Annotated in this window: 13 protein-coding genes and 2 pseudogenes; 10 read left to right on the top strand and 5 right to left on the bottom strand. The window is 71.7% G+C overall.

Annotation, left to right across the window (positions count from 1 at the left end):
• Positions 1–71 precede the first annotated feature (71 nt).
• Positions 72–1049, bottom strand: a complete 978-nt coding sequence (locus FB453_RS14220) for a WYL domain-containing protein (RefSeq protein ID WP_145790496.1) — start codon at positions 1047–1049, stop codon at positions 72–74.
• Positions 1050–1093: 44 nt separating this feature from the next.
• Here FB453_RS14220 and FB453_RS14215 point away from each other — a divergent pair, with 44 nt between their 5' ends.
• From FB453_RS14215 to FB453_RS14195, 5 genes are read left to right on the top strand one after another with little or no spacing between them, the layout of a single operon-like run.
• Positions 1094–1573, top strand: coding sequence for a hypothetical protein (locus FB453_RS14215; RefSeq protein WP_145790494.1), 480 nt, complete (start codon positions 1094–1096; stop codon positions 1571–1573).
• Positions 1573–2034 carry a hypothetical protein gene (locus tag FB453_RS14210; protein ID WP_145790492.1) on the top strand — a complete coding sequence of 154 codons (462 nt, stop codon included), beginning with the start codon at positions 1573–1575 and terminating at the stop codon, positions 2032–2034. Before FB453_RS14215 ends, FB453_RS14210 begins: the two co-directional genes overlap by 1 nt.
• 10 nt (positions 2035–2044) lie before the next feature.
• Positions 2045–2575 (top strand): MATE family efflux transporter, encoded by a 531-nt coding sequence (locus FB453_RS14205; protein ID WP_145790490.1) that lies wholly within the window; start codon positions 2045–2047, stop codon positions 2573–2575.
• A gap of 59 nt (positions 2576–2634) precedes the next feature.
• Positions 2635–4143: a flavin-containing monooxygenase gene (locus FB453_RS14200; protein ID WP_145790488.1), complete on the top strand. Its 1509-nt coding sequence runs from the start codon at positions 2635–2637 to the stop codon at positions 4141–4143.
• Positions 4144–4165: 22 nt separating this feature from the next.
• The gene (locus tag FB453_RS14195; RefSeq protein ID WP_112587671.1) at positions 4166–5077 is read left to right on the top strand and encodes an SDR family NAD(P)-dependent oxidoreductase; all 912 of its coding nucleotides are present in this window, start codon (positions 4166–4168) and stop codon (positions 5075–5077) included.
• A gap of 7 nt (positions 5078–5084) precedes the next feature.
• On the opposite strand, the gene FB453_RS14190 is transcribed toward FB453_RS14195, so the two are convergent.
• Together FB453_RS14190 and FB453_RS14185 are read right to left on the bottom strand one after the other, a co-directional pair.
• Positions 5085–6266 carry a low temperature requirement protein A gene (locus tag FB453_RS14190; RefSeq protein ID WP_222431347.1) on the bottom strand — a complete coding sequence of 394 codons (1182 nt, stop codon included), beginning with the start codon at positions 6264–6266 and terminating at the stop codon, positions 5085–5087.
• A gap of 24 nt (positions 6267–6290) precedes the next feature.
• Positions 6291–6710: a DoxX family membrane protein gene (locus FB453_RS14185; RefSeq protein WP_145790486.1), complete on the bottom strand. Its 420-nt coding sequence runs from the start codon at positions 6708–6710 to the stop codon at positions 6291–6293.
• Positions 6711–6895: 185 nt separating this feature from the next.
• Here FB453_RS14185 and FB453_RS14180 point away from each other — a divergent pair, with 185 nt between their 5' ends.
• Complete coding sequence (locus FB453_RS14180) at positions 6896–7984, top strand: S-(hydroxymethyl)mycothiol dehydrogenase (protein ID WP_091406553.1); 1089 nt, start codon at positions 6896–6898, stop codon at positions 7982–7984.
• The gene (locus tag FB453_RS14175; protein WP_091406551.1) at positions 7981–8610 is read left to right on the top strand and encodes an MBL fold metallo-hydrolase; all 630 of its coding nucleotides are present in this window, start codon (positions 7981–7983) and stop codon (positions 8608–8610) included. The genes FB453_RS14180 and FB453_RS14175 overlap by 4 nt, the downstream gene beginning before the upstream one ends.
• A 96-nt stretch (positions 8611–8706) precedes the next feature.
• Here FB453_RS14175 and tsaA read toward each other — a convergent pair whose 3' ends face one another.
• A complete protein-coding gene (tsaA, locus tag FB453_RS14170; RefSeq protein WP_145790484.1) occupies positions 8707–9135 on the bottom strand; it encodes a tRNA (N6-threonylcarbamoyladenosine(37)-N6)-methyltransferase TrmO in 429 nt (142 codons plus the stop codon).
• A gap of 59 nt (positions 9136–9194) precedes the next feature.
• On the opposite strand from tsaA, the gene FB453_RS14165 reads away from it, so the two are divergent.
• The 3 genes and pseudogenes from FB453_RS14165 to FB453_RS34850 form a co-directional block, all read left to right on the top strand.
• Complete coding sequence (locus tag FB453_RS14165) at positions 9195–9665, top strand: VOC family protein (protein WP_145790482.1); 471 nt, start codon at positions 9195–9197, stop codon at positions 9663–9665.
• Between the two features lie 347 nt (positions 9666–10012).
• Positions 10013–10205: pseudogene (locus tag FB453_RS34855) on the top strand (hypothetical protein); the annotation flags it as partial.
• An 80-nt stretch (positions 10206–10285) separates the two neighbouring features.
• Positions 10286–10726, top strand: a pseudogene (locus tag FB453_RS34850) (hypothetical protein); the annotation flags it as partial.
• Between the two features lie 66 nt (positions 10727–10792).
• Here FB453_RS34850 and FB453_RS14155 read toward each other — a convergent pair.
• Complete coding sequence (locus FB453_RS14155; protein WP_145790478.1) at positions 10793–12163, bottom strand: hypothetical protein; 1371 nt, start codon at positions 12161–12163, stop codon at positions 10793–10795.
• Positions 12164–12228: the final 65 nt, after the last annotated feature.

Raw genomic sequence — 12228 nt, 5'->3', positions numbered from 1 at the left:
GTCCCAGGGTGGCACACCGTGACGACAATCGACGCCCCCGACCCTTCCACTGTAGAGACGGTCGGGGCTGTTCAGGCGGGGGAGTAGAGCGCGGCGAGCCCGGCCGCCGTGGCGGCCAGCCGTTCGCGCAGCGCCACCGGGGTCAGCACCTCGACGTCGGCACCGAGGCGCAGCAGGTCACCGTGGGCGTGGGTGAGCGACTCGATGGGCAGCACCGCGGTCACCCAGCCCCGCGCGTCCGGTGGCCCGGCGCTGCTGTCCATCGCGGTCACCACCGGGTCGCTGCCGACCTCGCGCAACCGCTCCCGCCCGGCGGGGGAGAGCCGGACGTGGGCCTCGTCGCGGTGCAGTCGGGCCCGGAACTGCACGACATGCGCCCGCCACCAGGACGGCAGGTCGAAGTCGGCGGGTCGGTCGAACTCCTGCGCCAGCGGCGTCAACGCGAGGATCTGGTTGACCCGGTAGGTCGCCGGCGCGCCCCGGCCGGGCTGGTCGGCCACCACATACCAACGGCCGCCCTTGAGCACCAGGCCGTACGGCTCCAGGACCCGGGTCACCTCGCCGTTCCAGCCCCGGTAGCGCACCTCCACGCGGTGCTGCCGCCACACCGCCTCGGCCGTGCGGGCCAGCTCGGGGGAGGCGTCGCCGTCGGCGTACCACCCGGGAGTGTCCAGGTGGAAGCGTTGTTGCAGTCGGGTCGCCCGGTCGCGCAGCGGCGCGGGCAGCGCGGCGTGCAGCTTGAGTTGCAGCGCCGCCACCACGTCGCCGTAGCCCAACTCGTCGGCGGGGCCGGGCAGCCCGGCGAAGAACAGCCGGTCGGCCTCCTCGGCGGTCAGCCCGGTCAGTCGGGTCCGCCAGCCGTCGACCAGTTGGTAGCCGCCGGCGTGCCCGGCCTCGCCGTAGAGCGGGATGCCGGCGGCGTGCAGCGACTCGACGTCCCGGTAGATGGTGCGGGCCGAGACGGCCAACCGCTCGGCGAGCTGCGCGGCGGTCAACCGCCCGTGCGACTGGAGCAGCAGCAGGACGGAGAGAAGTCGAGAAGCCCGCACTTCACTGACACTAGTTGTCAGGGGACCCGTCCTACCGTCCCGGCATGGCATTTCGTGACAAGGATTTACGAACGCCCGGACCAGTGTTGATCGGCGGCCGGCAACTCAAGCGCTACCACATAGACCAGCCGGAGCGACCCATCGAACCCGAGGTGGAGAAGGCCGCGTACGACCTGCTGCCGGACCTGCTGGCCGACATTGTCGACGACGGCACCCCGGCCGCCGGGTGGGTGGTGCTGCACCGGGGCGCGGACACCGGCGCCTATCTGCTGGCGTACACCTGGGTGTGGGACAACGCGGTGGAGGTCCGCGTCGCCGCGGCCGGGCAGCCGGCGCTGGACTGTCCCGACGACGACCCGGCACACTTCGTCCACGTGGGCCGCCCGGCGGTGGGCTGCGTCTGGGAGTTGGCGGTTCTGGAACACGAGCGGGCCGCCTGGGTCCGGCACATGCTGCTGCCGGAGAGTCCGAATCTGATCAATTATCTGCGTGACACGCGAGCGGAAGGGCCGGTGGGCCGCTGATGGGCGACTTCGACTTCTTTGTGGGCACCTGGAACGTCGTCAACCGCCGGCTGCGCAAGCGGCTGGTCGGGTCCGACGAGTGGGAGGAGTTCCCCGGGGTGTCGGTGGCGCACGGCTTCTTCGCCGGCGGCGGTCACTTCGACGAGATCACGTTCCCGACCAAGGGCTCCGCTGGCGCCACGATCCGGATCTTCGACCCGGTCCGGCAGGAGTGGTCGATCTACTGGATGAGCAGCGACACCGGTGTGCTGGGGCTCCCGCCGATGGTGGGCCGCTTCGTCGACGGGGTCGGCCACTTCTACGCCGACGACCAGCACGAGGGGCGCCCGGTCCGGTGCCGGTTCATCTGGTCAGGCATCAGCGCGACCACCGCCCGCTGGGAGCAGGCGTTCTCGGTCGACGGCGAGCAGACCTGGGAGACCAACTGGATCATGACCTTCACCCGAGCATCGGAGGACTAGCCTCCAGGCCATGCGGAGATGGCAGCGGATGGACCCGTGGGGCGCTCGGCAGGTGTTCACCGGGTTCATGCTGCTGGTCGGGTGCACAGTGGCCGCGACGACGTCGGTCCTGGCCGGGCGGGCGCTGATCCGGGGTGAGATCGACGTGCGGACCGCCCTGGGCATGGCCGGCATGTTCCTTGTCATGGGGGTGTGGCTGACCTTCGCCTTCCGGTTGCACCTGGCCGGGATCTACGTCAACGATCGGGGCGTCCGGCTCCGGCACGTGTTCTCCACCCGCACCCTGCTCTGGTCACGGGTGACCGGGTTCGAGGCGAGTCCGGCGCTGTTCCTCGGCGAACCCACGTCGCGCCTCGCCTGCTGGGTGCGCACGACCGACGGGGCGTTCGAGTCGGCGGTGCAGCGGAGGTCCCGGCGTGTGGGCTGGCGGAAGGAGAACGGGCCGGTGCTCGACGCGGCGGACTTCGACCAGTTGCTCGTCCGGCTCGCCGACCAACGTGCGCGAGCGCGACTCGACCGCGGGGGAGTGGTCTCGCGCTGACTTTCTGCCGTTCGGGTGCGGTGTTAGGGTCCGATCACCGCCCCGGATGGAGGAACGCGATGGCCTCCGACCACGTCGACGTGCTGATCATCGGCGCCGGCCTGTCCGGCATCGGCGCCGCCTGCCACCTCCGTCGTGACTGCCCGGACAAGACGTACGCGGTGCTGGAGGCGCGCGACGCCATAGGCGGCACCTGGGACCTGTTCCGCTACCCGGGCATCCGCTCCGACTCGGACATGTTCACCCTCGGCTACTCGTTCAAGCCGTGGACCGCGCCGAAGGCCATCGCCGACGGCACGACCATCCGGGAGTACGTGCGGGAGACCGCCCGGGAGTACGACGTGCCGCGGCACATCCGCTTCCGCCACCGGGTGCTGCGTGCCGAGTGGGACAGCGACACCGCCCGCTGGACGGTGCACGCCCAGCGCACCGACACCGCCGAGATCGTGGTGCTGACCTGCTCGTTCCTCTTCGCCTGCGCCGGCTACTACCGCTACGACGAGGGTTACACCCCGACCCTGCCCGGTGTCGAGGCGTACGCCGGGCGGCTGGTGCACCCGCAGCACTGGCCCGACGACCTCGACCACACCGGCAAGCGGGTGGTGGTGATCGGCAGCGGCGCCACAGCTGTCACAGTGGTGCCGGCGATGGCGCAGCGGGCCGCGCACGTGACAATGCTTCAGCGCTCACCGACGTACGTTCTGGCGCTGCCCGCCCGCGACCGCCTGGCCGACGCGTTGCGGCGTTGGCTGCCGGCGAAGGCCGCGTATCCGGTGGTGCGCTGGAAGAACGTGCTGCTGTCCACAGTCAACTTCCAGCTCAGCCGGCGTGCGCCCGGCCTGGTGAGGCGGGTGCTGCGCCGGGCCGCGCGGGGCCGGCTCCCGGTGGGGTACGACGTCGACAGGCACTTCTCGCCCCGCTACGACCCGTGGGACCAGCGGCTCTGCGTGGCACCCGACGGCGACCTGTTCACGGCGGTGCGCGACGGCACCGCGTCGGTGGTCACCGACACCATCGACACGTTCACCGCGACCGGTGTCCGACTGGCCTCCGGCGCGCAGCTGCCCGCCGACATCGTGGTCACCGCCACCGGGCTCAACCTGCTCGCCCTCGGTGGTCTGACGCTGCGGGTGGACGGCGTCGACGTCGACCTGCCGAACACCGTGGCCTACAAGGGCATGATGCTCTCCGGCGTGCCGAACTTCGCGCTGACCCTCGGCTACACCAACGCGTCGTGGACGCTCAAGGCCGACCTGGTCGCCGGCTACGTCTGCCGACTGCTGCGGCACCTGGACCGCACCGGCCAGCAGGTCGTCACCCCGCTCCCACCGCCCGACGCCGAGCGGGTGCCACTGATCGACCTGCGCTCCGGCTACGTGCTGCGCGCCGTCGACACGCTGCCCAAGCAGGGTGCGACCACGCCGTGGCGGCTGCACCAGAACTACGCCCGCGACGTGCTGTTGATGCGGCACGGCCGGCTCACCGACGAGGGGGTGCGGTTCTCACGAGCCGGCGGGGTGACCGCGCCCGACCGCACCCGACCTCCCGTCGCCTCCGAGCGTCGGTAACCGCCAGCAGAGGAGCAGAATCGTGCAGAGGTTCGACTTCGCCGGCGCGACCGCCGTGGTCACCGGGGCGGCCAGTGGCATCGGCGCCGCGCTGGCCCACGCGTTGGCCCGCCGAGGCAGCGATCTGGTCCTGCTGGACCGTGACGCCGAGCGGCTGGACGCGGTCACCACCGCGATCCGCGCCGACCACCCGGATCGTCAGCTCGCCACGTACCTGGTGGACCTCGCCGACCAGACCGCCACCGCCCAGGTGGCCGCGGAGATCGGCCAGCGGCACCCCCGGGTACGCCTGCTGATCAACAACGCCGGCGTGGGCCTCGGCGGTCGGTTCGACCAGGTGACGTTCGACGAGTTCAGCTGGGTGATCGACGTCAACTTCCGGGCCGTGGCGCAGCTGACCCACGCGCTGCTGCCCACCCTCCGGGCCGAGCCGGGCGCGCACCTGGTCAACATATCCAGCCTGTTCGGGCTGATCGCGCCGGCCGGGCAGACCGCGTACGCGGCGAGCAAGTTCGCCGTACGAGGCTTCACCGAGGCGCTGCGCCACGAGCTGGTCGACGACGGGATCGGGGTGACCTCGGTGCACCCTGGCGGCATCCGCACCCGGATCACCGAGAACGCCCGGATCGGCAGCGGCGTCTCCCACGACGAGTACGCGGCCGGTCGGGCGCAGTTCGAGAAGCTGCTGACCATCGCGCCGGAGCGGGCCGCCGAGGTGATCCTGCGCGGCGTCGAGCGGCGTCGGGGCCGGGTGTTGATCGGCTGGTCGGCGAAGCTGCCCGACCTGCTGGCCCGGGTCATGCCGGCCTCGTACAACCGGCTCCTGGTCACCGGCCTGAACCGGGGCGTGGTCCGCCCTGCGCCGCCCGCTCCCGCCGTCCCCGCGCAACGCCCCGCCGACACCCCCGTCGACCCGGCCCGCGAGGTGGCGTGAGCGCGGCTCAGGCCGGGTCGGTCACCGTCGCGCTCGATCCCACGTCGCGGCGGCGCCACAGGATGGTCAACGCCACGAGGGCGACCAGCAGCGCCGCCATCGCGTACACCGGTGCCGGACCGAGCGGTGCGAGCAGTGCCAGCAGCGCGACGACCGGGAAGGCGACGACCACCGCGCCGTGCTGCTGCCGACGTACGTGCAGGACCCAGACGGTGAGCAGGAAGACGGCGATCGGAACGGCCACCGCGTACCCGGCGGTCCTCTCCGAGATGTGCGCCAGGTGCCGCTCGTGGTCCACCGAAACGCTCAGACCCGCGCCGACCGCGGCTACCGCCGCGAAGATCAGGTAATGGCCGTAGCCCCAGACCAGCGAGTACGGCAGCCGGCCGGGCGCCTCGATGGGCCGATCGAAGTAAAGCCACCACAGGGCGAACACGATCACGGTGGCCGCCGCCGCCAGCGACCAGAGCTGACGGTCGCCGGCATCCACCCCGGTCTGGATGGCCACCGACGTCGCCAGCACCACGTCACCGAGCACGATCAGGGTGAACAGCCCGTACCGCTCGGTGATATGTCGCGGATGCCACGGGGTCATGCCCGGCCGCTCGGCCACCGCCGGCACCAGCAGGTCGGCCACGACCAGCAGCAGCAACGCCGCGGTTCCCCAACTCGGCGGCAGGGCCAGCCGGAGCAGCCAACCGAGCTGGACGACGGTGACGCCGATTGCGTACCGCCGGGCTGCCTGGCGGTGCGCCGGGTCACCGGCGGCGGCCCGGCACCACTGCACGACGAGCGCGATCCGCATCACCACGTAGCCGTACGTGATGACGCTGAAATCGCCGTCGGTGAACGCCCGTGGCACGCCGGCGGCGATGATCAACGCGCCGGCGATCTGGACCAGCGTCGCGATCCGGTAGAGGTCGTCGTCGGTGTCGTAGGCCGAGGCGAACCAGGTGAAGTTCATCCACGACCACCAGATCGCGAAGAAAACCGTCAGGTACCTGGTCAGCGCGTGGACGAGCTGGTCCTCGGAGACGGCGTGGTGCAGGTTGGTGGCGGCCTGCGACACGGCCACCACGAAGCACAGGTCGAAGAAGAGTTCCAGCGGCGTGGCCGCCCGGTGCGGCTCGTCACGACGACGTGGCCGCATCGGCCGGTAGAACGGCCGCACCGACCGAGGCTGGCTCACCGCAGCTCCTCAGGCCGCCCGCGGTCAGCCGCGCCGACGCCCGTGCGTCAGCCCCTCCAGCACCAGGGTCAGCCCCGCGCCCACCAGCCAGACGTCCTTGGCCAACCCCGCGCCCTGCTGGGTCGGGCGGATGCTGCCGGGCTCGCGCATCCCCGGCGTCTTCAGGTACAGCTGCACCAGACCCGCGCCGAACGCGGTCAGGCCGAGCCCGACCAGGGGCGCCGGGACGAACGGCGCGATCAACGCGGCCCCCAGGACAATCTCCGAGTACGACAGCAGCTTGGCGAAGCGCGCCGGCTCCAACTGACCGAGCTGGGGCATGGCGGCGACCGCCATCCCGTGCAAGCCCTCCGCGGCGGTGCCCTCCAGAGTGCGCTTACCAAGACCCGAGTTGAGAAAGTACGCGCCGATACTGACCCGCAGTGGCAGGTGCGCGGATTTCATTGTCACTCCCGTCGGCCGTTGTCGAATGCGGCCCGCGTACCCCGGACCGCCCGCGATAACCCGCCGGGCCGGCTGGGCTGGCCGTGGTGGTCGCGGTAGGTTCGCCGGGGGCCCACCGCCGAGCCCGTGGCACACCCGCCCACCCGGCGCCCGGCCCCTGCCGCAGACCACCAGCAGGAGGCGAAGTGAGCCAGGAAGTCCGGGGAGTTATCTCCCGCAGCAAGGGCGCGCCGGTCGAGGTCACCACCATCGTGGTGCCCGATCCCGGGCCCGGTGAGGCGATCGTCCGGATTCAGTCGTGCGGGGTCTGCCACACCGATCTGCACTACCGCGAGGGTGGCATCAACGACGACTACCCGTTCCTGCTCGGTCACGAGGCGGCGGGCATCGTGGAGCAGGTCGGCGAGGGCGTCACCGACGTCGCCCCGGGCGATTTCGTGGTGCTGAACTGGCGGGCGGTCTGCGGGGTGTGCCGCGCCTGCCGTCGGGGGCGGCCCTGGTACTGCTTCAACACCCACAACGCCACCCAGCGGATGACCCTCACCGACGGCACCGAACTCGCCCCGGCGCTGGGCATCGGCGCGTTCGCCGAGAAGACCCTGGTGCACGCCGGGCAGTGCACCAAGGTCGACCCGGCGGCCCGACCGGCCGCCGTGGGTCTACTGGGCTGCGGGGTGATGGCCGGGCTGGGTGCGGCGATGAACACCGGAAACGTCACCCGGGGCGACTCGGTCGCGGTGATCGGCTGCGGGGGCGTCGGGGACGCGGCGGTCGCCGGTGCGCTCCTCGCCGGCGCCACCACGATCGTCGCTGTGGACACCGACAGCCGCAAGCTCGACTGGGCCCGCAAGTTCGGTGCCACGCACACCGTGAACGCCTCAGAGACCGACCCGGTCGAGGCGATCCGTGCCGCCACCGGTGGCTTCGGCGCCGACGTGGTGATCGATGCGGTGGGCCGACCGGAGACGTGGAAGCAGGCGTTCTACGCTCGCGACCTGGCCGGCACTGTGGTGCTGGTCGGCGTACCGACCCCGCAGATGCAGATCGAGCTGCCGCTGCTGGACGTCTTCGGACGTGGCGGCGCCCTCAAGTCCAGTTGGTACGGCGACTGCCTGCCCAGCCGGGACTTCCCGATGCTCACCGAGCTGTACCTGCAGGGCCGGCTCGACCTGGACGCGTTCGTCACCGAGGAGATCGCCCTCGACCAGGTCGAGAACGCCTTCGACCGGATGCACCACGGCGACGTGCTCCGCTCGGTGGTGGTGTTCCCGTGACCGCCCGCGTCGACCACGCGGTCACCTCGGGCACGTTCTCCCTGGACGGGCAGACCTTCGACGTGGACAACAACGTCTGGGTGATCGGTGACGACCGCGAGTGCGTCGTCCTGGACGCGCCGCACGACGTGGCGGCGATCCTCGCCCTGGTGGGCGACCGGCAGGTCCGGGCGATCCTGGCCACCCACGCCCACGACGATCATGTCCGGGTGGCGCCCGAGCTGGCCGAGGCCACCGGCGCGCCGGTGCTGCTGCATGCCGCCGACCGGGTCCTCTGGGACATGGTCCACCCGCACCTGCCGCCCAACGGCGAGCTGCACGACGGGCAGAGCATCGAGGTGGGCGGCACCACGCTGCGGGTGCTGCACACACCCGGGCACAGCCCCGGCGCGTGCAGCTTCCACGCGCCGGAGCTGGGCGCGGTGTTCACCGGCGACACGCTCTTCGCCGGTGGCCCGGGCGCTACGGGCCGCTCGTACAGCGACTTCGACACCATCGTCCGGTCCATCCGCACCTGCCTGCTGACCCTTCCCGCGGAGACGGTCGTGCACACCGGCCACGGCGACGACACGACGATCGGCGCGGAGGCCCCGCACCTGCAGGAGTGGCTGGACCGCGGCCACTGACCCCTGCGGGCGTCTCAGGTCAGGCTGACGAGTCGGCCTGCTGACGTGCTGGCATTGGTTGACGGTCTGTTGGCGCTTTGGCGTGGTCGACGGGCTTCAGCGTTCGTCGGCCGCGCCCAGCACCGGTTTGACGTCCAGGATCGGGGTGCCGTCGAGGGCCTCCAGGTCGGCCACCTCGACGCGCAGCCCGTCCACCGCCAGGACTCGCACCCGGTGCAGCCCGATCGGGTTGGGCCGGTGCGGTGAGCGGGTGCTGAACACCCCGGTCTCCGGACGGTTCTCGTCGCCGCGTGGGTGCACCGCGAGCACGTCGCGCCGGGCACGGTCCAACCAGGTCAGCAGCAGCATTTCCGTGCCGACCCGCAGGTCACGCACGGCCCGCTCGACCTGCGGGTCGAAGACCAGCCACGCCGTCGGCGCGCCCTCGTCGCCCTGCCGTGGTGCGCTCGCCGCGTCGGTCAGCGACGAGGCGACCCGGCCGACCGGGTTCAGCAGGTACGCGTCGTCACTCACTGCCTCGACCATCCTCGCTCCCTCCTGGACGGTCCCAACCTAGCCCCGGTCGCGCCGCTAGGATCCCGTTCATGGCCGCCGACTCGCCCGCCCCCGCCGTCCGTCAGCTGCGCCTCGTGGTGGAGGCCGCCGACCACGAGGCCGCCGTCGCGTTCTTTCGCGACGCGCTGGGCCTGCCGGAGGAGGCGGCGTTCAGCGGCGAGGGGGATGCCCGGGTGGTGATCCTGGACGCCGGCCGCGCCACCCTGGAGATCGCCAACCCCGCCCAGAAACGCCTGATCGACGAGGTCGAGGTGGGTCGCCAGGTCGCGCCGCGGATCCGGGTGGCCTTCGAGGTGGACGACACGGAGGCGACGACCGCCCGACTGGTGGCCGCCGGTGCGAGCGAGATCGCGCCGCCGACGCGTACGCCGTGGCAGTCACTCAACTCCCGCCTCGACGCCCCCGCCGGGCTCCAGATCACCATCTTCCAGGAACTCCTCACTCCGGACGAGGGCGTCGGGACGCGAGATGCGGAGCCCGAAGGTGACGGCGACAGCTGAGTCTCGTCCGCTGGGGCGAGCCGCACGGCTACCTCAACCGACCGTGCTGGCCTGGACAGCCCGCTCACGGTAACCGCTAGCTGCCCGCCTCCCATCAGCCTGCCTGGCCCCTTTGCTCCCAAAACACCCTGCGTCACGGCTGTCTGGCCTGATGTCGGCAGGGCCGCCATGTCCGACCCTGCACGTGACCGGGACCGCACCGGGCCGAGCCTCGGGCAATTCCGGAATGTCCGACAGGTGAACCCGGTTGTGTCCCCCGTACCGCCGGAGCCCAAACCCTTTTCCGCGGTCATCTCCCGAGGAGCGTTCACCCCGGAGCGCTTCGCACGATCGAAAGGGCAACCATCGTGAAGGCCGACTTCACTCGATGGCTCCCCGCCATCGCTAAGGACTCGTACCGCAAGACCGCGCTGAGCGTGGCGGGTGTTGCCGCCCTCGGCGGTTTGGCGCTCGCGCCGACCGCAGCCGCCGCCCCGGTCACCTCCGGACCGCACCAGGGCGCCGTCGCCGCCATCGACCTCGCCACCGGCAAGGCCGCCACCTCGGCACGCCAGGATGAGCAGCCCGTCGAGTCGGGCCTGACCACCGGCTCCGCCACCGGCAAGCCGCCGGCCGGCAAGCCGAGTCGAGCCCAGCTGATCCCGCACGGCATCGAGGGCGCGCAGTCGCGCGTACCGCTCGACGACGCGCAGCTGGCCAACGCCCGGGCCATCGTCGACGCCGCCAAGAAGACCGGCGTCGGTGACCGGGGTGCGGTGATCGGCATCGCCACCTCGCTGCAGGAGTCGAAGCTGTACAACCTCGGCCACCTCGGCGCGTACAACGACCACGACTCGCAGGGCCTGTTCCAGCAGCGTCCGTCGTCCGGTTGGGGCACGCCCGACCAGATCACCGACCCGGAGTACGCCGCCACGGCGTTCTTCACCGCACTCAAGAACGTCGGCGGCTGGCAGGACCTGCCGCTGACCACCGCCGCGCAGACCGTGCAGGTCTCCGCCTTCCCGTACGCGTACGCGCAGTGGGAGGAGCAGGCGGCGGACATCGTCCAGCAGCTCTGGTGACACCCGCACACGAGACCGGCCGGCTCCCTTCGACGGGAGCCGGCCGGTTCTTCGTGTCCGCGTACCTCAGCAGGCCGGGTAGAGGCGGCGGGTACCGACCCCGGCCGCGTACGCGTCCCGGTCGCTGAACCGGCAGCCGTAGTCGGGCCGGGCCACCACCGCCGGGTCGGTCACGGTGTCGCCGGCCGGGCGCTTGCCGGTGCGTACCCAGGACACCAGGTCGTCCCAGGCGGCGCCGGCCTCCGCCGGGGTGAACTCGCAGTGCTGCGTGGCCCGGATCGCCCGCTGAACCACCAGCCTGCTGCGACCGTGCCGCGCCACGTCGGTGGCGTACGCCTGCTCCATGCTGAACGGTACGAACAGGTCGCCGAGGCCGTGCAGGCTGAGCACCGGCGCGGTCGGGCGGCCGACGATCTGCGGCACCTCGGTCAGCGTCGGCAGGAGCCGCTGCCGCAGGTTCTCCGGGGCGACCCGCTGCACTGTCGCGTTGACGTTCACCGGGCTGTTCGGGGTGTAGCGGGTGAGCAGGTTGGTGGACAGCTGACCGGGCCGCTGGGCGGGGGAGTTGCCGCTCCCGGTGGGCACGCTGATGGAGAAGAGGAAGTCCTTCCAAACCGCGAACGCGGCGTCGGCTCCCGGACGCGGCCCGCCCGAACGGTTCACCGTGATCGCCCGCAGCTGCTTGCCCCGCTCGGTGGTGGTGTCCGGCCCGGTGGGGGTCAGCCCGGCCAGGCCGAGCGCCACCTGGATGCGGGGCACCGCGTTGGTCAGATAGTCAGCCGGCGTGGGATAGGCCGGCACCCCGGCGAGCGCCTGGGCGACCAGGTTGTAGTCCAGGTAGAAGTCGAGCAGCGTCTGGTCACCGAGCACACCGCACATCGGCAACGCGCCGTCGTAGAAGCCGGGGTACTGCTCAAGTGAACGCCCGATGACGTACCCGCCCATCGACACCCCGGCGACGTACGTGTGCTGCGGCCGGCGGACCGTCCGCCCGAAGTGGTCGGCGAGATCCTTCGTCCCCAGCACCCCGGAGCGGATGTCGAAGCCGTTGCGGTCGTACGAGGACGACGCCCAGGCGTACCCCTGCTCCAACAGGCGCTGGCGCAGCCCGAACGCCGGCGGTTCCGGCGAGAGCACAGTGCCCTGGCCGCGGTAGCCGTGTGCCCACAGCACCAGGTCGCCGTTCCACCGGGCGGGGACCTCGATGAGGTACCCGGCGTGGCGGTGCACGCCCTGGCGTACCGTCGTCGGCTTGCCGCCCACGACCAGCGGCGCCAACGGCGGATTCTCGATGGTGTAGCCGGGCAGCGGCTCGCCGCCCCTCGCGTCGCGACCGGTGGCGCTGGCCGGCGCGGCACCGGCCAGTCCGACCGCGAGGGTCAGCGTCGCAGCGGCGGCGAGCAGGCGGCGGAGGGTACGAACGGGTGTGGACAGCATCGATGCTCCCCATCGGACGGTTGTCGCCCGGGGGCGACCAGCGGGACGGTTGCCTACCGGCCGGT

This window comes from Micromonospora sp. CNZ322, from assembly GCF_007827755.1.
Note: the sequence above shows the minus strand (reverse complement) of the source record. Positions and strands in the feature narration are given on the sequence as shown.